A 21,382-nucleotide genomic window follows, 5' to 3' on the forward strand; every position below is an offset into this window, starting at 1 on the left:
GCCCGATGACGGCGAGCGGCGTGCATGTCGGGGCGATCCCCGTTTCGGCGGTGTGCCGTCCGCTGTGACGACAGCGAGTCCCACGGCCCGCAGTCAGTTTCACCCCGCCGACAGGCCCGACCCCGACGGAGTGCCTTTTGATCGCCATACTCGTTGCCCATGCGGTCGCTGCTCTTCTGGCGCCGCTTCTGGTCAGAGTCATGGGGAGAAATGCATTCCTGCCGCTCGCGCTGGTGCCCCTCGCAAGTCTCGGCTGGGTGGTCACCAATTGGGGAACCGATCAGACCCTGCAGATCGCGTGGGCCCCGACGCTGTCGATGAATATCGATCTGCGCTTCGACACGCTCGCGGCGATCATGTGCGTGCTCGTCCTCGGCATCGGTTCGTTGATCCTGCTCTATTGTTCGCGTTATTTCGAGGACGACGAGCCCCGCCTGGGCCTGTTCGCCGCCGAGATGGTCGCCTTCGCCGGCGCCATGTTCGGCCTGGTGGTCAGCGACAACATGTTGCTGCTCTACGTCTTCTGGGAACTGACGACCGTCCTGTCGTTCCTGCTCGTCGGGCACTACGCCGAACGCGCCTCGAGTCGTCGTGCCGCCACCCAGGCCCTGCTCGTCACCACGGCCGGTGGTCTGGCGATGCTGGTCGGCATCATCGTCCTCGGCGAGATGGTCGGCAGCTACAACCTCTCCGACGTCGTCGCGGCGGCACCCCACGGCTGGCTCGCCGGTGTGGCCGTGGTGCTCGTGCTCGTCGGCGCACTGTCGAAGTCCGCCGTGGTCCCGCTGCACTTCTGGCTGCCCGGCGCGATGGCCGCCCCCACCCCGGTGTCCGGATACCTCCACGCCGCGGCGATGGTCAAGGCCGGTATCTACCTCGTGGCCCGGCTCGCGCCCGGCTTCGCCGACAGCGCCGCGTGGCGGCCGATCGTCATCGGTCTCGGTCTCGCGTCGATGATCCTCGCCGGCTGGCGAGCGTTCCGCGCTTTCGACCTCAAGCTCATCCTGGCCTTCGGCACCGTCAGTCAGCTCGGTTTCCTCACGGCCCTGGTGGGCACGGGCAGCCGGGAAGCGGCCCTGGCGGGCCTGGCGATGGTGATCGCCCACGCCCTGTTCAAAGCATGCCTGTTCATGGTGGTCGGCATCATCGACCACTCCACGGGCACCCGCGACATCCGCAAACTCGCACATCTCGGCTCCGTAGCCCCCTACCTGGCGTTGATCGCGATACTCGCGGCGGCGAGCATGGCCGGTCTGCCACCGTTCATCGGGTTCGTCGCGAAGGAAGCCGCCCTCGAGTCGGCGCTGGTGGCCGAGGTACTGCCCGAATGGGCGCGGATCGCCATGACCGCGGGCATCGTGGTGGGCTCGATCCTCACCCTCGCCTACAGCATCCGGTTCATCTGGGGTGCCTTCGGCCGCAAGCAGCTCAAGCGCCCGAGCCCCGCGGTGCAGAACCTTCACGCGCCCGGGGCGCTGCTGCTCACCGCCCCGAGCATCCTTGCGTTCGCCGGTCTCGCCGCGGGCTTCGCGAGCTCGTGGGTCGATCACCTGATCACCCCCTACGCCGACGAGCTGCCCACCGAACTGAGCAAGCCCTACCACCTGGCGCTGTGGCACGGGTTCTCCTTGCCCCTGGGCCTGACCGCCGTGGTGATCGTGGGCGGCACGGTTCTGTTCCTCGCGCACCGCACCATCGCGCGCCTGCGCTTCGAGCACCCGCCGCTCGGCAACGCCGACCGGATGTACGACGCGACCCTCCAGGGCATGGACACCCTGTCCCTGCGCCTGACCGCCTTCCTGCAGCGCGGTTCGCTCCCCCTGACCCAGGCGACGATCCTCGTCACCCTGGTGGCGCTCCCGACGGTGCTGATGTTCTTCTTCGGGCTGAGCACGATGCCGTCGACGCGCGCGTGGGACTCGATCTGGCAGCTCGGGGTCGGGCTGATCATGATGGCCGCCGCGATCACCGCGACGGTGCTGCGCAACCGTCTCGGCGGTGTGCTGGTCGTGGGCGTGACCGGCTACGGGCTCGGTGTGCTGTTCGCCCTGCAGGGCGCCCCCGATCTCGCGCTCACCCAGTTCCTCGTCGAGACCGTCACCCTCGTGATGTTCGTGCTGGTCCTGCGCAAGCTGCCCGCCGAGACCGACCCGGCCGCGGTGATGGGCAGCAAGTTCGCCCGCGCGATGCTCGGCATCGCCGTGGGTGCAGTGGTCGTCGGGATCGGCGCCTACGCCGTCGCGGCACGCACCACCGATCCGATCTCGCTGCTGCTGCCCGACGCCGCCTACTACGGCGGCGACGGCAAGAACGTCGTCAACGTCCTGCTCGTCGACATCCGCGCCTGGGACACGATGGGCGAGATCTCGGTGCTGCTGGTCGCCGCGACCGGCGTGGCCAGCCTGGTCTTCCGCACCCGCCGCTTCGGCACCGCCCCGCGTGTGGCTGACGCACCTGCGGCGCAGCTCGACGCGGTATCCGCCAGCAACGAGACGACCTGGCTGCTCGGCGGCGATCTCATCGATCCGCGCTACCGCTCGCTGGTCCTCGAGGTCACCACCCGGCTGGTCTTCCCCACCATGATGATCCTGTCGGTGTACTTCTTCTTCTCCGGCCACAACGCCCCCGGTGGCGGCTTCGCGGGCGGTCTCATCGCCGGTCTCGCGCTGGTGTTGAGGTACCTGGCCGGAGGACGCTACGAGCTCGGAGAGGCGGTTCCCATCGACGCCGGCAAGATCCTCGGCATCGGACTCACCTTCGCCGCAGGCACCGCGCTGGTGTCGATGTTCCTCGGTGCTCCGGCCCTGTCGTCGGCGACCCTCGAGCTCACGCTGCCGCTGCTCGGCGACATCAAGATCGTGACCGCGCTGTTCTTCGACCTCGGTGTGTACCTCATCGTGGTCGGCCTGATCCTGGACGTGCTGCGCAGCCTCGGTGCTCGCCTCGACGCCGAGACCGTGGGTGAGCGCCGATGACCGCGAACATCACGCTCCTCGCCATCGTCGGCGTGCTCGTCGCGTCCGGTGTGTATCTGCTGCTCGAACGCAGCATCATCAAGATGTTGCTGGGTCTGCTGCTGGCGGGCAACGGCATCAACCTGCTGCTGCTCACGCTCGGCGGTCCCGCGGGTCACGCCCCCATCGTCGGTGTGGAGAGCGACGTCGAGCCGGACATGGCCGACCCCCTCGCCCAGGCGATGATCCTCACCGCGATCGTCATCACGATGGGTATAGCGGCGTTCGTGCTGGCATTGACCTACCGCTCCTACACCTATCGCGCACGGGACGAGATCGAGAACGACCCCGAGGACACCCTCGTGTCGCAGCGGCGCAGTCTCGCGGATCTTCCGTCGCGAGACCGCTCCGACGACCCGCTCACCGGTATCCCGAGCAAGAGCGGCGACGCCTTCGACGCCGCGGGCAACCCGATCCCGCTCGACCAGCTCAAGAACATCGAGGACCTCGAGGCGTACGAGGACCTGCACGACGGCGACTTCGACGACCCGACCGACTCTGCCTACACGCAGAACCAGGACGGGACGGACGAGTCCGGCGCTGCCGGAGATGCCCCTGCCGGAGATGCGGCCGGAGCCGGCTCTGCCGAGGACGCCGACGAGGCCGACTCCGCCGAGGACGACACCGCAGCCGTGCGTGCGGACGACCCCGACCCCGAGGCCCCCGATCCCGCCGAGGACGAGCCGACCGGAGACGACGAGAAGAACGGGAAGGAGGATCGCCGATGAACCTGAGCGTCGCGAACCTGGTTCCCCTCCCCGTCCTCATCCCGCTGCTCGCTGCCGCTGCGACCCTGATCGTCGGCCGCCGTCCCCGCGCACAGCGGTGGATCACCGTCTTCGCGCTCGTCGCCTCGCTCGCCGTGGGCGTGGCGCTGCTGTACTACGCCGATGCCGACGGCATCGCCGTACTGCAGATCGGCGGGTGGGAGGCGCCGATCGGCATCTCGCTGGTCGTCGACCGTTTGTCGGCGTTGATGCTGGTCGTCTCGGGGATCGTGCTGCTGTCGGTGATGCTGTACGCGGTCGGTCAGGGTATCCACGACGGCAACGAGCAACAGCCCGTCTCGATCTTCCTACCGACCTATCTCGCGCTCACGGCGGGTGTCAACATCGCCTTCCTCGCGGGCGACCTGTTCAACCTCTTCGTCGGCTTCGAGGTTCTCCTCGCCGCATCGTTCGTCCTGCTGACCCTGGGTGCGAGCGCCGACCGCGTCCGCGCGGGCGTCTCGTACGTCATGGTCTCGATGGTGTCCTCGCTGGTCTTCCTCGTGGGCATCGCCTTCGCCTACGCCGCCACGGGCACCCTGAACCTCGCCCAGATGGCACTGCGGATGGACGAGATCTCACCGGGCACCCGGGCCGCGATCTTCGGTGTGCTGCTCGTCGCCTTCGGCATCAAGGCCGCGGTCTTCCCGCTGTCGTCGTGGCTGCCCGACTCCTACCCCACCGCACCCGCACCGGTCACCGCCGTCTTCGCCGGCCTGCTGACCAAGGTCGGCGTCTACGCGATCATCCGGGCGCACACCCTGCTGTTCCCGGGTGGCGAACTCGACGACGTCCTGCTCGTCGCCGGTCTGCTCACGATGGTCGTCGGCATCCTCGGCGCGATCGCGCAGAACGACATCAAGCGTCTGCTGTCGTTCACGCTCGTCAGCCACATCGGATACATGATCTTCGGCGTCGCCCTGTCGTCGCAGACGGGTCTCGCGGGCGCCGTCTACTACGTCGGCCACCACATCCTCGTGCAGACCACCCTCTTCCTCGTGGTGGGTCTCATCGAACGCCAGGCCGGGTCGGCGTCGCTGCGACGCCTCGGCAGCCTTGCACTCATGTCCCCGCTGCTGGCGGTCCTGTTCCTCATCCCGGCGCTCAACCTGGGCGGTATCCCGCCGTTCTCCGGGTTCATCGGGAAGGTCGCCCTGCTGCAGGCCGGTGCGGAGGACGGTTCGGTCCTCGCCTGGATCCTCGTCGCCGGTGGTGTCGTGACCAGCCTGCTGACGCTGTACGTCGTCGCGCGTATCTGGACGAAGGCGTTCTGGCGGGCACGCGCCGACGCGCCCGAGGGCGATCTCGCCGACATCGGCCCGTCGGCGCTGATCGACGAATCCGCCACCGACATCTCGTTCGAGGAACGCCCGGACGTCGGCCGGATGCCGGCCGCGATGCTCGTCCCCACGGTCTGGCTCGTGGCGATCGGTGTGTCGTTGACGGTCTTCGCCGGTCCACTGCTCGACATCAGCAACCGTGCCGCGGAGAACCTGCGCGACCGCACGGTGTACATCGAGGCCGTGCTGGGGGGTGAGCAGGAATGATGAAACGCGCCAACGTCCTGCGCATGTTCGTCGTGGGATGGACGACGCTGGTCTGGGTCCTGCTGTGGGGCACCTTCAGCGTCGCCAACATCCTCGCCGGCGTGGTCGTCTCGCTCGTCATCATGTTCGTGCTGCCACTGCCGCGCGTGCCCGTCGAGGGTCGCGTGCACGTGTGGTCCGCGATGCGACTCGGCGCGGTGATCTTCAGCGAAACCATCCGCTCGACGATCAACGTGGCGTGGCTGGCGATCCGACCGTCCCCGCCGCCGGTCACCGGTGTGCTGCGCTGCCGGCTCACCATCAAGTCCGACCTGGTGCTGACACTGTGGACGGACATCATGAACAACATCCCGGGCACCATGGTGCTCGAGATCGACCAGGTGCGGCGGATCATGTACGTGCACGTTCTCGACGTGAGTACCGACAAGGCCGTGGCCGACTTCTACCGTTCCGCCCGCCTCATCGAGCGTCTTCTCATCCAGACGTTCGAACGCGAGTCGGAATGGCAGGCCAGCCCCTGGCGCAGCGGAACGGAGGAACTGACGTGACCGTGACACTGGTGATCGCGGGGACACTGCTGTTCGTCTCCGCGGTCCTGATCACCTACCGCGTGATCGCGGGCCCCAACTCCCTCGACCGGCTCGTCGGCGTCGACGCCCTGCTGGCGCTCGGCATCTGCGGCATCGCGATCTGGGCGGTGTACACGCGCGACACGTCGGTGCTGCCCGCCACCGTAGCCCTGGCCCTGGTCGGCTTCATCGGGTCGGTGTCCGTGGCTCGATTCCGGGTGCGTGACGAAGGATGACGACGATCATCGACACCTTCGCCCACATCCTGATCCTCATCGGTTCGGTCATCTCGCTGACCGCCGCGATCGGCGTGGTCCGTTTCCGCGACACCCTGTCGCGCATGCACCCCGCTACCAAGCCCCAAGTGGTGGGCCTGTTGTTCGTACTGGGCGGCGCCATGATCATCCTGCGCAGCTCGATCGACATCTGGATGATGGCCCTGGCGGGCATGTTCATGGTCCTCACCGCCCCCGTGATCGCCCACCGGGTCGGCCGCGTCGCCTACCGGGAGCAGCTCGGTCGCGACGGTCTGCTCGACGAGGACGCTCCCGGCGGTGCCTGACAACCGATGAGGGCCCGACGGGCGATGAGGGCCAGACTCTCGACGGGAGCGTGACGGCCGGGATGTCCTCGGCCGATCACTCCTTCAGTTCCTGCACGAGCGAGTCCACCACCGCGACGAGATCGCCGTCGGTCCGCTCCGCGATCCGGCGCTGACGCTGGTAGGACGCTCCCCGCACCGGGATGTCCGCGACCCGCGCGAGTTCGTCGGCGCAACCGAGCCGCATCGCGGTGGGCATGATCTGCTCGAGCAGGTCGTTCAGGTCGTCGGTGACCAGCCGCTCGGTGCACACCGGGTCGAGGATGACCTCCGCCTCGAGTCCGTAGCGCGCGGCACGCCACTTGTTCTCCTTGACGTGCCACGGCTGCAGCACGGGCAGTTCCTCACCGCGTTCGAGACATTCGTCGAAGTAGACGACGAGCGAATGCACGAAGGCGACGAGGGCGGCCAGTTCGGCACGGTTGGTGATGCCGTCGAACACCCGGACCTCGAGGGTGCCCCATTTCGGCGCCGGCCGGATGTCCCAGTGCATCCCCCCGGGGTGGCTGATGACGCCGGACTTGAGCTGATCGCCGATGAACTCCGCGTACTGCGGCCAGTCGGCGAAATGGTAGGGCAGGCCGGCGGTCGGCAGCTGCTGGAACATCAGCGCGCGGTTGCTCGCGTAGCCCGTGTCGTAGCCCGCCCAGATCGGCGACGAGGCCGACAGCGCGAGCATGTGGGGATACTTCACGAGCATGGCGTTGAGGATCGGGATGATCTTCTCCGCGGAGGAGACCCCCACGTGGACGTGTACTCCCCAGATGAGCATCTGCCGTCCCCACCAGCGGGTGCGGTTGATCATCTCGTCGTAGTCCGGGGACGGGGTGACGGTCTGGTCGGTCCACTGCGCGAACGGGTGGGTGCCGGCGCACATCAGGTCCACGCCGTTCGGGTCGGCGGCACGTCGCAGCAGCGACAGCGACTCGGACAGGTCGTCGACCGCCTCGGCGACGGTGTCGTGCACGCCGGTGACGAGTTCGACGGTGTTGCGCAGGAACTCCTTGGTCAACCGCGGGGTCTCCCCCGCGATCTCCTTCACCCTGTCGAAGACGACCGTCGCGCTGTTCGAGAGATCACGGGTGGTCTTGTCCACCAGAGCGATCTCCCATTCCACGCCGATCGTGGGACGAGGTGATCCCGGAAACTCGACTGCCACGTATCGATCCAACCACAGGGCCCCGCCGACGGATGTCCGTCTGCGGGGCCCTGTGTCGGGAATTACCTGCGAGATCGAGTCTCAGGAGATGCGGTCTCCGGTCACTCGATGACGCCGCACGCGAGGCGCGCGCCGAGGTTGTCCTGGTGCACGACCACCGAGGCGCCGTCCTCACCCTCGAGGTCCTCGAGGCCGAAGGCCGAGGTGGTGACGGTGGCGGTGGCGGTGCCGTCCTCACGGACGACGAGCGAGACCAGGTCGCCGCTCTCCGGAACGGAGGTGTTACCGCCGGCCTGCAGGTGGGCACCGGCGGACAGGAACGCGCCGGGCTCGCCGCCGTCCGGAGCGGTGGACTCGGCCTCGCAACGGCCGAACTCGTGGATGTGGACACCGTGGTAGCCGGGCTCGAGACCCTCGACCTCGACGGTCACCTCGACGTCGCCGCCGTTCTCGGCGAACGACACGGTGCCGGCCGACTCGCCGTCGACCGTGGTGAGCTCCGCGGTGAGCGCAGCAGCAGAGGCGGAGCCACCGGCGTGCGACTCGCTCCCACCCTCGGTGCCGTGGTCGTCGCCGTGGGCCTCGGAAGCGGGCGCGGCGGATCCCGTCCACACCGGCGGAGTCGTCCCCGGCTCGGTGCTCGCCTCCTCGCTGTTCGAGCACGCAGTCAGGCCCACCGCGGCGATCGCGACGATCGGGGCCAGAGCACGCCAGGACATGCGACGGGTGGAACTGGAGACCATCAAACCGCTCCTTCGAAGTGCCGAAAAGTCACCCGATCATAACCGGGCGTCTCCGGCGACCACCCGGTGGCGGACCGACACGGTTCCGGCGCTAACGCGAAGTGACGATGACGATCACTCCGGGGGCGGCGTCGCGGATGCCCTCGAAGCGCGGTTGCGCGGTGACACCGAGCGACTCGGCGACGGCTGTCGCGGTCTGCTGCTCTCCGGGAGACGACCCGTAGAACACCGAGGTCTGCGGGAGCAAGCCCTCGCTGTAGTTGCCCGTTTCACTGATGGTGTACCCCTCGTCCTCGAGGTAGGCCGCGGTCTGCGCGGCGAGGCCCGCGACCTCCGAGTTGTTGAACACGCGCACCGGTGCCGTCGCGGAGGCCGAGGTGTCGGACGCGAACGCGGTTCCGCTCCCCACGGGCATGGAAGGAGCCGAAGACACGGCCGTGGTGGTGGTCGCACCGTCCCCGGCGGCGGACGTGCCACCGTTCGCGGCAGCGGGCGCGGGCGCGGTGGGCACCGCGGCCGAGCGCGTGGACGGTGCGGCCGGCGCGGCAGCGGTCGTCGTCGTGGGTGCCGCCGCGGGAGCGGGTTCGTCGTCGGAATCACCGAGCGAGGCGAAACCGAGACCGGCGAACAGGATGCCCAAGGAGATCAGGACCATCGCGAACGCACGCAGAGGCGGTCCCGAGGGTGCGGGCGCGCGGCTGGGGATCTCGGGGGTTCTGCTCACGACCTCGACCATAGTTGCCCGAGCACACGCAGCGCTGCCGACCGGCCGCGCGTGTCGATATCGCATTATCCGGCCCGACGGCCGCCCGTCTAACGGGTGTCGAAACCGAGCCGGCGGGCCGCGCGGGCCTTCTGACGGCTCGCACGCAACCGCCGCAGCCGCTTGACCAGCATCGGATCGGCGGCGAGCGCCTCGGGACGATCCACCAGAGCATTGAGCACCTGGTAGTAGCGAGTGGCGGAGAGACCGAAGAGTTCCTTGATGGCGTCCTCCTTGGCACCGGCGTACTTCCACCACTGCCGTTCGAACGCCAGGATGTCGAGATCGCGACGGCTCAGGCCGTTCGCCTCGTCGCCGGTGGGTTCCTGCGCGGATGCGCCGTCGCCCTGCTGGGACACGAGATCGGACCGGTCGTTGCCGTGCGCTGCTGCGCCGTCCATTTCCCTCCTCGACTGACTGGATCACACCGTGACGAAGAGTCCTTGCGTCTCGGCGGAAGTCATTCAATCACGGGGTGGGGACACATACCGGTTCGAGAACGCCGCGAGTCGATCCCATTATCCTGTGTCACCATGGCCATTCTTCCGATCGTCATCGTCGGCGACCCCGTCCTGCACAACCCGACCCGGCCGGTGACCGAGTCACCCGCCGAACTCGCTCAGCTGATCGCCGACATGTTCGAGACGATGGACGCGGCCAACGGCGTCGGTCTCGCCGCCAACCAGGTCGGCGTGGACAAGCGACTGTTCGTCTACGACTGCCCCGACCGCGACGAGTCCGGCAAGGTCGTGCGCCGGCGCGGTGTCGTCGTCAATCCGATCCTCGAGACCTCGGAGATCCCCGAGACGATGCCCGACCCGGAGGACGATCTCGAGGGCTGCCTGTCCGTGCCCGGCGAGAACTTCCCCACCGGCCGCGCCGACTGGGCGAAGGTCACCGGTACCGACGAGAACGGTGATCCCGTCGAGATCGAGGGCCACGGATTCTTCGCTCGCATGCTGCAGCACGAGGTCGGGCACCTCGACGGCTTCCTGTACGTCGACGTCCTGATCGGACGCAACGCCCGCGCCGCGAAGAAGACCATCAAGCGCGCCGGATGGGGTGTCCCCGGGCTGACCTGGCTCCCGGGTTCGGTGGAGGACCCGTTCGGCCACGACGACGAGGACGAGTGACGAGGCGACCGGCGAACCGTCGATGACGACCGACCGTCCGGCCCCGTCCGTACCCCTCGGCACCCGGGTGGTGCTGCGGTACCGCCTGCCCGCCGGCTACAGCCATCCGATGACCGACGTCATCGGTGAACTCGTCTCCGTCGAACCGGTGGTCGCGGTGCGCACCGCCGACGGTCGCGTCGTCCAGGTGTCCCCCACCTCGGTCGTCGCGCTCAAGCCGATCGCGGCGCGGCCGATCCGCGTCTCGGAGATCCGCGCGCTCGAGCACGCTGCCGCTGCGGGGTGGCCCGGTCTCGAATCTGCCTGGGTGGACGGCTGGCTCGTGCGCGCCGGGCACGGTTTCACCCGGCGCGCCAATTCGGCGACGCCGCTCGGTGAACGTGGCACCGTGGCCGACCCCGCCGATCCGGCCGTGCGCGCCCGGCTCCGTGAATGGTTCGCGGCGCGCGGACTGCCGTTGCGACTGCTGGTGCCCGATCGGCTCGCCCGGATACCGGAGGGATGGCCGACCTCGGAGCCGGTGCTCGTTATGGGCGCCGACCTCGCGAACGTGCCGTTGCCGCCGGAACCCACCCCGGTCACGATCACCGAGCGGCCGGACGCCGACTGGCTGTCGCTCCACCGCGCCGACGCCGACCCGCGGCTCGCGCAGGACGTGCTCGGCTCGGTGGCCGCGGGTGTCCTCGGGTTCGGCCGCATCGGCGCGCCCGGGCAGGCGCCCCTGGCGATCTGCCGCGCGGCGATCACCGACGCACCGGACGGACGCCGCTGGGTGGGTCTGTCGACCGTGGAGGTCGCGCCCGAGCACCGGCGGCGCGGACTCGGCACACTCGTGTGCGGCGCTCTGCTGCGCTGGGCCCGCGAGCAGGCTGCGACCCACGCATACCTGCAGGTCGAGGAGTCGAATACGGCGGCCCGCGCCCTGTACCGAGAACTCGGCTTCGTCGACCACCACCGCTACCGGTACGCCTCCGAACCCGTCGGATAGGTCGCCTACAGTGGGCGTGTGCGCCTTGCTACCTGGAATGTGAACTCCGTCCGTGCCCGTACCGACCGCATCCTCGACTGGTTGCAGCGAACCGACACGGATGTGCTCGCGATGCAGGAAACCAAGTGCAAGGACGAGCAGTTCCCGTACGAACGCTTCGAGGAACTCGGCTACCGCGTCGCGCACGTCGGGCTGAGTCAGTGGAACGGCGTGGCAATCGCGTCGCGTGTGGGCCTCGACGACGTGCAAATCGGCTTCGAGGACCAGCCCGGTTTCTCGAAGGACCCGGAGGTCGATCCGGCGCTCGAGGCGCGGGCCATCGGCGCGACGTGCGCGGGTGTGCGCGTGTGGAGCCTGTACGTCCCCAACGGCCGCGACCTGAACGACCCGCACTACACCTACAAGCTCGACTGGCTCGCCAAGCTGCGCGCCGACGCGCACGCCTGGGCCACCGCAGCGCCCGAGCAGCCCATCGCGCTGGTCGGCGACTGGAACGTCGCCCCCACCGACGACGACGTGTGGGATCCGGCCTTCTTCGAGGGCAAGACGCACACCTCGCAGCCCGAGCGCGACGCCTTCCACGCGTTCACCGAGGTCGGCTACACCGACGTCGTCCGTCCGCACGCACCCGGCCCCGGGGTGTACACCTACTGGGACTACACCCAGCTGCGCTTCCCGAAGAAGCAGGGCATGCGGATCGACTTCGTCCTCGGGTCCCCTGCCTTCGCGGCGCGGGTGACGGGCGCCGAGATCGACCGCAACGAGCGCAAGGGCAAGGGCGCGAGCGACCACGCACCGGTCATCGTCGACCTCGACCTCTGAGCGGATTCCGGGCCGGGTGAACCGCCCGCGCAGGCATCAGGCCTTGCGGGCGGGCACCTTGCGTCGCGGCTGCCTGCGCCGGTTCTCCTTGCGCTGGGGGTCGGTGCGCGGAGGTTCGAGAGGCACGACGACGTCGCGGTAGTTCTCGTGCGACGACAGGAACCGCTGCACATAGGTGCACACCGGCCGCACGCGCCAACCTCGTCTGCGCGCGAGATCGAGCGAGCCACCGACGAGAACGGCTGCGAGACCCCGATGGCCGAAATCCTCCACGATCACGGTGTGCATGAAGTCGACGACCGGCGGGTTCGGTGCCGGAACGCGTTCGAAGTCGTAGTACCCCAGGATGCCGACGAGATCGCCGTTGAGGCGCAGTTCGAACCGGTTCTGGTCGGCGTTGTCCGACACGGCGAGGTCCGGCGAACTCGTGTTCATGAGCGCCTCCAATAGGGGTGTTGCGTGATCGAACTGTGACCTATGCCACTATAGAGTACTGCGGTGACCACCGGCAGCAGCGCTGTCGCGTTTCGGAAAGTGCACCCGTCCCAGCGCCGCCCGGCCGTGATCGAACACACCCTCGGTAGGGTGTCCGCGTGGACCTTCTGCCCTTGTCGCCTCGAGGCGAGACCCCGGTTCGAGCCCTCACCATCGCCGGTACCGACTCCGGAGGTGGGGCCGGCATCCAGGCCGATTCCCGCACGATGGCGATGTGCGGTGTGCACGCCTGCGTCGCGGTGGCCGCCGTGACCGTCCAGAACTCCGTCGGCGTCCGCGGGTTCCACGAGATCCCCGCCGAGACCGTGGCCGACCAGGTGCGATGCGTGGTCGAGGACATCGGGGTGTCCGCAGCGAAGACCGGCATGCTCGCCTCCACGCAGATCATCGAGGCCGTCGCGCAGGTGTGCTGCGAGGTGGGCATCGGCCGCGACAAGGAGGTGCCCCTCGTCGTCGATCCGGTCTGCGCCTCGATGCACGGCGATCCGCTGCTGCACTCCGACGCGCTCGACGCGATCCGCGGGGTGCTCATCCCCCTCGCCACCGTCGTCACCCCGAACCTCGACGAGGTACGGCTGATCACGAGCATCGACGTCGTCGACGACGCGTCGGCCCGGCGCGCAGCCGAAGCGCTCCATGCGCTCGGCGCCCGGTGGGTGATCGTCAAGGGCGGTCACCTGCGCAGCTCGGAGAAGAGCACCGACCTGCTGTTCGACGGCGACCGCTTCCTCGAGTTCAGCACGCCGCGGATCGAGACCGGCAACGACCACGGCGGCGGCGACACGCTGGCGGCCGCGATCGCGTCGGCCCTCGCCCACGGCCGGTCGGTGCCCGAGGCCGTCGAGTTCGCGAAGGAATGGATCACGAAGTGCCTCGAGTGGTCCTACGACCTCGGTCACGGCCACGGGCCGGTCAACCCGTTGTGGCGCCTGCACGAGCGCTGACCGCGCCCGTCCTCACTCGGTGAACTCGGCACGCACCTCGGCCCGCTGGTCGCCGGTGGGTACCCCGTCGGGTCCGTCGATCGAATTCGCGTAGACGGCCGTGCCGTAGGCGACGGCGGCGGCCGCCGCGCCGAACGCCTCGCGGTCGATGCCGGCCAGGGTGTCCTCGGGGGTGTGGTAGTTCGGGTCGAAGGGCTGGTCGGCGGTGCCACCCCACAGGTCGGCCTGCTCGGGGGTCTTGACGTCGTCGGCGCCGGTGAACACCCCGCCCGCGGGGATGCCGAAGGCGACGAACGGACCGTAATCGGAGCGACCGTCGAAATCGGTTCCGCCGACTTCGATTCCGCGTTCGTCGAAGAACTGCGCGAAGGTCCGCTCGATACCCGCCGAGCCCTCCGGACCGGGTCCTTCACCGACGGAGTCGGAGTCGTCGCCGTCGAACACGAGATATCCGGCGTTGGGCGAGCCGAGCATGTCGAAGTTCAGGTACAGGGCGATGTCGAGTCGTTCCTCGTCGGACAGCGACTCGACGTATTTCGTCGAGCCGACCAGTCCGACCTCCTCGGCGCCCCAGAACGCGAACCGTACGGCGTTGGTCACGTCCGGTTCGCTGCCGAGTTGCAGCGCGGTCTCGAGGACGGCGGCGACACCGGTTCCGTTGTCGTTGATCCCAGGTCCTTCGGGGACGCTGTCGAGGTGCGCGCCGACGACGACCACGTCATCGGTCGAGCCGGTGCGGGTCTGCGCGATCACGTTGCGCGACTTCCGGTCCTCGGTGCGGGTCTGGAGCGTCACCGTCACGCTGGTCGCAGCGGACAGGCGCTCGGCGTCGGCCCCGGCCACACCCCCGACCGGGATGCGGGGATTCGATTCCGCCCCGAGACCGGCGGCGTCGAGCGGACCGTCCTCGTTGTTGGCGACGAGGAGTGCGGCCGCTCCTCGTTCGGCGGCGACCTGCTCCTTGACGGCGAAGGTGCACACGCCGCGATCGACGATCACCACCGCACCGGCCGCGTCGACACCGTCGTAGTCGGTGGCCTCGCAACCGGGGGTGTCGTCGGGGGCGATACGTACGACACGCGCGGTGAGCCCCTCCGGTCCCGTCGACGGTGACATGCCGAGTGCGCTCACACCCATCGGCTCCCCGTCGACGGTGAGCTGCTCGTTCTCGACGGCGAACAGGGTCGTGTCGAACTCCGGTGTCTGCACGTCGAATCCGGCGTCGCGCAGAGCTCCGGCGACGTAGTCGACGCTCGCGTCGTAACCGGGGGTCCCGAGCGAACGGTTGCCGTCGTTCTCGCCGGCGATCCGTTCGAGTTCCGTCAGGTGCGCCATGACGGCATCGAGTTCCACGGCGTCGGCGAGCACCGCCGGGTCGACCGGCGGCGTCTCCACCTCCGCCTCCGAGCATCCCGCCGTCAGGAGTACACCGGCGGCGATCAGAGCCGCTCCCCGCATGCCGTATCTCGTCTGCGCCCGCGCCATCGACCGAGCGTACAAAAAAGCACTGCGCCGCACGGGGAAACCGTGCGGCGCAGTGTGACGGCGCAGAACCTGCGGCGTGTCGGCGCAGAACGTCAGGCGTCGCGGCGGTTGACCACCACGAGCGAGGCGGCGAACACCACGAACGAGAAGGCCGCGAAGTACACGAGCGATCCCCATGGACCCCAGTGGAATTCGATTCCCTGCCCGATGCCCAGGAAGTTGTTCGCGTTCGCGAACGGCAGGAACGGCTGGATCTCACGGCCCACCGAACCGAACAACGCGAACAACGACTCGAGCAGCAGCGGCCACAGCATCAACAGCGCGATCGTGCCGGCCGACTGCCGCAGCAGCGTGCCCACACCGACCGCGAGGAAGACGCACAGGAACGCGTAGATCGCGGTGCCGTAGACCGCGCGCCACGCCGTCCCACCGCTCAGGACGAGTTCGCGACCTGCGTCCGGCCCCGCCAACGCCTTCGCGAGGTAGAAGGCACCGAACGAGACCGCGAGTGTCAGCACCGCACCCAGCACGCCGATGAGCAGCGCCTTCATCGTCAGGAGCAGGGTGCGGTTCGGGGTGGCCTGGAAGGTCGTGCGGATGACCCCGAAGCGGTACTCGCTGGTGACCGACAGCGCCGCGAGAATCATGAGCACCAGCACGCCGAGACCGGTGACGCCGCTGACCGCGACGTCCACGGTCGGATAGAACCGTCCCAGCTCGTCGTCCATCCCTGCCGACGCACGGGAGACCGACCCGAGGATCGCGGCCAGACCGAGGCCGAGGGCGACGATGACGACGGTGCACCACAGCGGTGACTGCACCGACGTGAGCTTGATCCGTTCGGCCCGCAGTGTGTCGAGCGCCGTACTCATCACAGTCCACCCTTCATGACGTCGTCGACTCCGGATCCGTGGTATTCGACCTCGCCACCGGTGAGTTTCATGAACGCTTCCTCGAGCGACGCGTTGCGTCCCGCGAGTTCGTGCAACACGATCGACCGGGTCGCGGCGAGTTCGCCGATCTCCGCCGCCGGAGCGCCCGAGACATGCAGGGCACCGTCGTCCTCCCGCACGGTGTGCCCGCGCTCGGTGAGCGCGGTGCGCAGCTCGTCGAGCTGCGGACTGCGCACGACGACGAACGACTCGGACGCGCGATCGACGAACTCCTTCACCGAGGTGTCGGCGATGAGCCGTCCACGCCCGATGACGATCAGATGTTCGGCGGTCTGCGCCATCTCCGAGAGCAGGTGGCTGGACACGAGCACCGTGCGGCCTTCCGCGGCGAGCGCCTGCATGAACCGCCGGATCCACACGATGCCCTCGGGGTCGAGGCCGTTGACCGGTTCGTCGAACAGCAGCACGCGCGGGTTGCCGAGCAGCGCGGCGGCGAGACCGAGTCGCTGCGACATGCCGAGAGAGAATCCGCCGGCGCGCTTGCCGGCGACCTCCGTCAGCCCCACCTGGCGCAGCACCTCGTCGACGCGTGAGGCGGGCAGACCGTTCGACGCAGCCAGCCAGGCGAGATGCGACCGCGCCGACCGGTTGGGATGCACCCACTTCGCGTCGAGCAGTGCGCCGACGGTGGTGAGCGGCCGTGTCAGCTCGGTGTACGGCTTCCCTTCGATCAGTGCAGTTCCCGAGGTCGGCCGGTCCAGTCCCAGGATCATGCGCATCGTGGTGGACTTCCCCGCCCCGTTGGGGCCGAGGAAGCCGGTGACGATACCGGGACGGACCGTGAACGTCAGGTCGTCGACCGCGGTCGTGGACCCGAAGGTCTTGGTCAAGCCGGTCACTTCGATCATGCGCACCACCCTACGTGCGGCTCCGGCCCGCGCATCCGATCACGCGCCCGGAGCCGCACGCGGTGTGTCAGGGGACGAACACCTCGACGGTGACCGGGATGCTCGGTCGCTCGGTACGCATCGTCAGGGCGACACGGCCCTGCCCGGGGAACACGTGCATGAACAACGGCCGGGTGCTGGTGTGGAAGGCCGGCACGAAGCGGGTCTCCGTGCCGCGGGCGCCGGTGTCGAGATTGTGCCAGTCGAACGCCACGGTGACGTCGCAGTTCAGAACACTCGGTGTCCACTCGCCGAGAAGCGAATAGCCCTGCGTGATCCGCAGTTCGATCCCGTGGGTGGCGCCCGCCACCGAGTAGATCGAGTAGGACTCGTCGAGCGGGCCGTCGAAGGCGGTTCCACCCGCGCGCACGATGCCGGCGCAGATGCCGTCGCCCAGTGTCAGCACGGGAGGCGTGGCCAGCTGCGTCATCTCGCACGTTCTCGGTCCGGTGTTCGACCGGCTCAGCTGGCACGGCTCCTGGGCGCCTGCGACGCCCGGTGCCGTGACAGCGACGGCAACACCCATGAGCCCGGCAGCGGCGGCGGAAAGGATTCGGTGTGCAATTGTCATGCCCGGGGATCGTACCGACCGCACGGTATCCCGTCACGCGATAATCGGAAAACCCCTGAACACGAGGATTCTCAAGGGTTTTCCGTACCGGTCACGGCTCCATCGGCGAAGATGCCTGAGCCCAGAAGCGTTTCGGGATCCGACCGGCGTGCCGGGCACGGAATCCCGCCTCGACGGCGTGGCGCATCGCCGACGCCATCAGCGCCGGATCCTTCGCGCGGGTGACGGCGGTCGCGAGCAGCACGGCGTCGCAACCGAGTTCCATCGCGAGCGCCGCGTCGGAGGCGGTTCCGATTCCCGCGTCGAGGATCACCGGCACGCCCGCCGCCTCGACGATCATCTCGATGTGGTGCGGGTTCGAGATACCGAGGCCGGTGCCGATCGGCGAACCGAGCGGCATCACCGCAGCACAACCGACATCCTCGAGACGGCGCGCAAGGACGGGATCGTCGGTCGTGTACGGCAGGACGACGAAGCCGTCGTCGACGAGTTGTTCGGCCGCCGAGACGAGTTCGATGGCGTCGGGCAGCAGCGTCCGTTCGTCGGCGATGACCTCGAGTTTCACCCAGTCGGTCTCCAGCGCTTCCCGCCCGAGCTGCGCGGTCAGCACGGCCTCCTTCGCGCCGCGGCACCCGGCGGTGTTCGGCAGCGGTTCGATACCGAGACGGCGCAGCAGATCGAGGACACCGGTTCCGGAGGCCGCATCGACGCGGCGCATCGCGACGGTGGTCAGTTCGGTGCCCGACGCGACGAGCGCCTCCTCGAGCACGGCCAGGTTCGCCGCGCCACCGGTGCCGGTGATCAGCCGCGACCCGAAGGTGCGGCCGGCGATGGTCAGCTGCGGCAGATCGGCGCCGGGATCGTGTGTCTCAGCCACCCTGGACCGCCGTGAGGATCTCGATGCTCGCGCCGCGTGCCACCGGTTCCGACCAGCGACCGCGCGGGCACACGACACCGTCGACGGCGACGGCGATTCCCTTCTCGGGCAGACCGAGCTCGTTCAGCAGCTGCGACACGGTCGGGGCCGCGTCGTAGTACTTGTCCTCACCGTTGACGGTGATGCCCACGGACACGTTCGTCATCCCACACTCGCTTCCGTAATTCGTCCAGGACAGGCGTATTTCGCGTCGGCCAGCGACCGCCCGCCGAGTTCGGCGAGCACCGCGTCGACGGTGAGCGGCGTGAGCAGCACACCGTTGCGGCCGTGGCCGGTCGCGGCGACGACACGATCGGAGAGCCGGCCGATCAGCGGCAGGTTGTCGGGGGTCATCGGGCGCAGGCCCGCGCTCGCCTCGAACAGTTCGTACTCGCCGAGCGCCGGGAAGATCGTCTCGGCGTCGGCGATCAGATCGCGCACACCCGCCACCGTGACCTGCGTGTCGGACGCCTCGTACTGCGTCGCGCCCACGACGAGCCCGTCGTGGCGGGGCACCAGATAGGCGGGCCGTCCGTGGACACTCGCACGGATGGTGCGCTGCGGCGGCGGGGTCGCGCCCGGCCGCACCCGCAGCCGCAGGATCTCGCCCTTGACCGGTCGGACCGGAAGACCCGGCCACAGCCGCGCCGACGCCGAGCCGGCGGCGAGCACCACCTGGTCGTCGGGCAGGTCGGCGAGGTCGTGCACGGCGCCGTCGGAGAAACGCACCCCGGCCCCGGTGGCCGCAGTGCGCAGGGCGTCGACGAGCGCGCGGTTGTCGACCGACGACTCGGTGGGTGCGAGCAGTCCGAGCCGGACCTTCGGGCCGAGCGACGGCTCGAACTCCCGGATCTCCGCGCGGGAGAGCAGCCGCATCTCGTGCCCTCGCTCCCCGACCCATTCGGCGACGGTCCGCAGGTCGGCCGCATCCGCCGCGTCGAGCGCAACGGTCAGCGACGCCTCGGCGGTGAACACGTCGACGCCGGTCTCCGTGCGCAGTGCGTCCGCGAAGCCGGGCCAGCGGTCGAGCGACGCCGCACCCAGGGACAGCACATGGTCCTCACCCGGCCAGCCCTCGGACAGCGGGGCCAGCATTCCCCCGGCCACCCACGAGGCACCGCTACCGGGATTCGGGTCGTGCACGGTCACGACGTGCCCCGAGCGGGCCGCGCGCCATGCGATCGACAGCCCGATCACTCCGCCACCCACGACGGCCACAGTTGCCATTGGTCCACCTCACTCCCTGCGCCGGCATGATCCGGGTCAGGTCATAACGGTCGGGGCCGGCAGGCCCCCTCTCAGCCCCGCGAACCTCGGGACTCCCGTGTCGTCACACTTTCTGCCTAGAGGCTACCGTCTTGGTCGTGACCACCTATCGCGGCAACCATCCCGACCCGCGCGGCCGCCTCGCGACCGCCCGGTTGTACCTGTGCACCGATGCTCGCCGGGACACCGGTGACCTCGCACGGTTCGTCGAGGAGGCCCTCGCCGGTGGGGTCGACATCGTCCAGTTACGCGACAAGGACTCGGCCGGCGAGAAGAAGTTCGGACGCCTCGAGGCACGCGAGGAACTCGCCGCCCTCGAGATCATCGGTGAGGCGTGTGCACGCCACGGTGCACTCCTCGCCGTCAACGACCGCGCCGACATCGCTCTCGCGGCGGGCGCCGACATTTTGCACCTCGGTCAGGGCGACCTGCCGGTGCGGCACGCGCGGCAGATCCTCGGCGACGAGATCGTCATCGGCCGTTCGACGTCGAGTCGGGCGCAGGCCGCGCTCGCCGACATCGAGGAGGGCGTCGACTATTTCGCGTCCGGGCCGGTGTGGGACACCCCGACCAAGCCGGGACGGACCGCCGCGGGGCTGGAGGTGACGCGCGAGGTCGCGCAGTCGCAACCGGCACGACCGTGGTTCGCGATCGGCGGCATCGATCTCGAGCGGCTCCCCGAGGTGCTCGACGCCGGGGCCACGCGGGTCGCGGTGGTCCGGGCGATCACCAAGGCCTCCGATCCGCGGGCAGCCGCCGCGGCGCTCAAGACCCCACTGCCCGCCTGAGGCCGCTGAAGGCCGCTGCCGGCCCGAGGGGCTACAGCCAGCCCAGCACGGCCGAGGGCGACATCGCGATCGTGCCCTCGGGCAACCGCGCGCGCAGGCCGCGATCCGCGGTGACCACGACCGTCACGCCGGGGTCGACCACGGCCGTCGCGGTGGAGGCGAGCCGGGCCAGTTCGTCATCGCCGCTGCCGTCCGCGCTGTGTACCGGGATCCGGACGTCGTCGATCGTCGCGTCGCGGGCGTGCCCTTCGAGGACCGCTTCGACGCGGGGGACCCAGCCGAACGTCCCGTCGGGAAACTCGACGGTGCGGGGCAGGACCGCGGCGAGGTCGGCGAGCAGGGCGCTCGTCGCGCCGGGGCGGTCGCGCCACCATCCGGTGGGGCCGCTCGCTCCGAGCACGTTCGCGGTGTCGAGGAGCATGCGCACCGGTGAGGTGCGCAGCGACGGCCACGCCTCGGCGAAGCCGCTGTGCAGCGGCATCGTCTCCACCTCCGGTTCGGGCACCCAGCGCAGTTCGGTGCTCTCCTGGTTGATGCTGGTCACGAGCGTTTCGGTGGCGTCGGCAACGACAGTGGTGTAGGTCCATCCACCCGCGAGACCGGAGGTGACGCGTTCGGCGCGCACCGTCACGGCCGCGACATCGATCCCGGCCTCCTCGTGGGCCTCCCGCACGGCGGCGTCGACGGTGCTCTCGTGCGAGTCGCGCGCTCCACCGGGAAGGGCCCAGGTCCCACCCTGGTGCGACCACGCCGCCCGGTGCTGCAGGAGAACCGCGGGACGGCCGTCCGCGAGCGGAGCGCGCAGCAGCAGACCTGCGGCGCCGTGCCGTCCCCAGCGCTTCTCACCGTCCGGTCCGACCGCCCAGCCGTCACCGTCTCCACGCATTGCGTCCGCCTCTCCGATCCGTCCTCGCCCGGGCGTGTGCCCGGTACCGGATCCCGCCGTCCGTGGACGGCAACAATACCGCCGG

23 protein-coding genes, 1 pseudogene and 1 riboswitch are annotated in these 21,382 nt (G+C 69.3%); of the genes and pseudogenes, 11 read left to right on the top strand and 13 right to left on the bottom strand.

Annotated elements, in window-relative coordinates:
- The first annotated feature begins 137 nt into the window (after positions 1–137).
- From CKW34_RS18990 to mnhG, 6 genes and pseudogenes are all read left to right on the top strand, one after another.
- Positions 138–2,975, top strand: coding sequence for a Na+/H+ antiporter subunit A (locus CKW34_RS18990; RefSeq protein WP_059384335.1), 2,838 nt, complete (start codon positions 138–140; stop codon positions 2,973–2,975).
- Positions 2,972–3,514, top strand: a pseudogene (locus CKW34_RS18995) (Na(+)/H(+) antiporter subunit C); the annotation flags it as partial. The gene CKW34_RS18990 and the pseudogene CKW34_RS18995, both read left to right, overlap by 4 nt.
- Before the next feature lie 224 nt (positions 3,515–3,738).
- On the top strand, positions 3,739–5,328 hold the full coding sequence (locus tag CKW34_RS19000) for a Na+/H+ antiporter subunit D (protein ID WP_059384337.1): 1,590 nt from the start codon (positions 3,739–3,741) through the stop codon (positions 5,326–5,328).
- On the top strand, positions 5,328–5,876 hold the full coding sequence (locus CKW34_RS19005; protein ID WP_059384338.1) for a Na+/H+ antiporter subunit E: 549 nt from the start codon (positions 5,328–5,330) through the stop codon (positions 5,874–5,876). The genes CKW34_RS19000 and CKW34_RS19005 overlap by 1 nt, the downstream gene beginning before the upstream one ends.
- A complete protein-coding gene (locus CKW34_RS19010) occupies positions 5,873–6,133 on the top strand; it encodes a monovalent cation/H+ antiporter complex subunit F (RefSeq protein WP_059384339.1) in 261 nt (86 codons plus the stop codon). Before CKW34_RS19005 ends, CKW34_RS19010 begins: the two co-directional genes overlap by 4 nt.
- Positions 6,130–6,459, top strand: coding sequence for a monovalent cation/H(+) antiporter subunit G (gene mnhG, locus CKW34_RS19015; protein ID WP_059384340.1), 330 nt, complete (start codon positions 6,130–6,132; stop codon positions 6,457–6,459). Before CKW34_RS19010 ends, mnhG begins: the two co-directional genes overlap by 4 nt.
- A 76-nt stretch (positions 6,460–6,535) precedes the next feature.
- Here the strand turns inward: mnhG and CKW34_RS19020 are convergent, their stop codons facing one another.
- From CKW34_RS19020 to CKW34_RS19035, 4 genes are all read right to left on the bottom strand, one after another.
- Positions 6,536–7,657: a glutamate--cysteine ligase gene (locus tag CKW34_RS19020; RefSeq protein WP_059384341.1), complete on the bottom strand. Its 1,122-nt coding sequence runs from the start codon at positions 7,655–7,657 to the stop codon at positions 6,536–6,538.
- Between the two features lie 101 nt (positions 7,658–7,758).
- A complete protein-coding gene (locus CKW34_RS19025) occupies positions 7,759–8,400 on the bottom strand; it encodes a superoxide dismutase family protein (RefSeq protein ID WP_059384342.1) in 642 nt (213 codons plus the stop codon).
- Positions 8,401–8,491: 91 nt separating this feature from the next.
- Positions 8,492–9,136, bottom strand: a complete 645-nt coding sequence (locus CKW34_RS19030) for a LytR C-terminal domain-containing protein (RefSeq protein ID WP_059384343.1) — start codon at positions 9,134–9,136, stop codon at positions 8,492–8,494.
- A gap of 77 nt (positions 9,137–9,213) precedes the next feature.
- Positions 9,214–9,564 carry a DUF3263 domain-containing protein gene (locus CKW34_RS19035; RefSeq protein WP_006553645.1) on the bottom strand — a complete coding sequence of 117 codons (351 nt, stop codon included), beginning with the start codon at positions 9,562–9,564 and terminating at the stop codon, positions 9,214–9,216.
- A gap of 132 nt (positions 9,565–9,696) precedes the next feature.
- Between CKW34_RS19035 and CKW34_RS19040 the strand changes: the two genes are divergently transcribed.
- The 3 genes from CKW34_RS19040 to CKW34_RS19050 are packed head-to-tail and all read left to right on the top strand — an operon-like array spanning position 9,697 to position 12,106.
- Entirely contained in the window at positions 9,697–10,296 is a 600-nt protein-coding gene (locus tag CKW34_RS19040; RefSeq protein ID WP_059384344.1) for a peptide deformylase, read from the top strand.
- Positions 10,297–10,318: 22 nt separating this feature from the next.
- On the top strand, positions 10,319–11,284 hold the full coding sequence (locus CKW34_RS19045; RefSeq protein ID WP_059384345.1) for an N-acetylglutamate synthase, CG3035 family: 966 nt from the start codon (positions 10,319–10,321) through the stop codon (positions 11,282–11,284).
- 18 nt (positions 11,285–11,302) lie between these two features.
- Positions 11,303–12,106, top strand: coding sequence for an exodeoxyribonuclease III (locus CKW34_RS19050; protein ID WP_059384346.1), 804 nt, complete (start codon positions 11,303–11,305; stop codon positions 12,104–12,106).
- 36 nt (positions 12,107–12,142) lie between these two features.
- On the opposite strand, the gene CKW34_RS19055 is transcribed toward CKW34_RS19050, so the two are convergent.
- Positions 12,143–12,541 (bottom strand): GNAT family N-acetyltransferase, encoded by a 399-nt coding sequence (locus CKW34_RS19055; protein WP_059384347.1) that lies wholly within the window; start codon positions 12,539–12,541, stop codon positions 12,143–12,145.
- Between the two features lie 158 nt (positions 12,542–12,699).
- On the opposite strand from CKW34_RS19055, the gene thiD reads away from it, so the two are divergent.
- Positions 12,700–13,545 (top strand): bifunctional hydroxymethylpyrimidine kinase/phosphomethylpyrimidine kinase, encoded by an 846-nt coding sequence (gene thiD / locus CKW34_RS19060; protein WP_059384348.1) that lies wholly within the window; start codon positions 12,700–12,702, stop codon positions 13,543–13,545.
- Positions 13,546–13,557: 12 nt separating this feature from the next.
- On the opposite strand, the gene CKW34_RS19065 is transcribed toward thiD, so the two are convergent.
- The 7 genes from CKW34_RS19065 to thiO form a co-directional block, all read right to left on the bottom strand.
- A complete protein-coding gene (locus CKW34_RS19065; protein ID WP_226949969.1) occupies positions 13,558–15,030 on the bottom strand; it encodes a M20/M25/M40 family metallo-hydrolase in 1,473 nt (490 codons plus the stop codon).
- A 92-nt stretch (positions 15,031–15,122) separates the two neighbouring features.
- Positions 15,123–15,902: an ABC transporter permease gene (locus CKW34_RS19070; protein ID WP_059384349.1), complete on the bottom strand. Its 780-nt coding sequence runs from the start codon at positions 15,900–15,902 to the stop codon at positions 15,123–15,125.
- Complete coding sequence (locus tag CKW34_RS19075) at positions 15,902–16,831, bottom strand: ABC transporter ATP-binding protein (protein WP_059384367.1); 930 nt, start codon at positions 16,829–16,831, stop codon at positions 15,902–15,904. The genes CKW34_RS19070 and CKW34_RS19075 overlap by 1 nt, the downstream gene beginning before the upstream one ends.
- A gap of 67 nt (positions 16,832–16,898) precedes the next feature.
- Positions 16,899–17,441, bottom strand: coding sequence for a hypothetical protein (locus CKW34_RS19080; RefSeq protein ID WP_226949970.1), 543 nt, complete (start codon positions 17,439–17,441; stop codon positions 16,899–16,901).
- 91 nt (positions 17,442–17,532) lie between these two features.
- Positions 17,533–18,318, bottom strand: coding sequence for a thiazole synthase (gene thiG, locus CKW34_RS19085; protein WP_059384350.1), 786 nt, complete (start codon positions 18,316–18,318; stop codon positions 17,533–17,535).
- On the bottom strand, positions 18,311–18,523 hold the full coding sequence (gene thiS / locus CKW34_RS19090) for a sulfur carrier protein ThiS (RefSeq protein WP_059384351.1): 213 nt from the start codon (positions 18,521–18,523) through the stop codon (positions 18,311–18,313). Before thiS ends, thiG begins: the two co-directional genes overlap by 8 nt.
- Complete coding sequence (gene thiO / locus CKW34_RS19095) at positions 18,520–19,584, bottom strand: glycine oxidase ThiO (RefSeq protein ID WP_059384352.1); 1,065 nt, start codon at positions 19,582–19,584, stop codon at positions 18,520–18,522. Before thiO ends, thiS begins: the two co-directional genes overlap by 4 nt.
- Positions 19,581–19,693: riboswitch (TPP riboswitch) on the bottom strand. Its footprint overlaps the gene before it by 4 nt.
- A gap of 28 nt (positions 19,694–19,721) precedes the next feature.
- Here thiO and thiE point away from each other — a divergent pair.
- Positions 19,722–20,411: a thiamine phosphate synthase gene (gene thiE, locus CKW34_RS19100; protein WP_059384353.1), complete on the top strand. Its 690-nt coding sequence runs from the start codon at positions 19,722–19,724 to the stop codon at positions 20,409–20,411.
- A 31-nt stretch (positions 20,412–20,442) separates the two neighbouring features.
- Here thiE and CKW34_RS19105 read toward each other — a convergent pair whose 3' ends face one another.
- Complete coding sequence (locus tag CKW34_RS19105; RefSeq protein ID WP_059384354.1) at positions 20,443–21,297, bottom strand: NUDIX hydrolase; 855 nt, start codon at positions 21,295–21,297, stop codon at positions 20,443–20,445.
- Between the last annotated feature and the right edge of the window lie 85 nt (positions 21,298–21,382).

This window comes from Rhodococcus rhodochrous (assembly GCF_900187265.1).
In the GTDB taxonomy this organism is placed as follows: Bacteria; Actinomycetota; Actinomycetes; order Mycobacteriales; family Mycobacteriaceae; genus Rhodococcus; species Rhodococcus rhodochrous.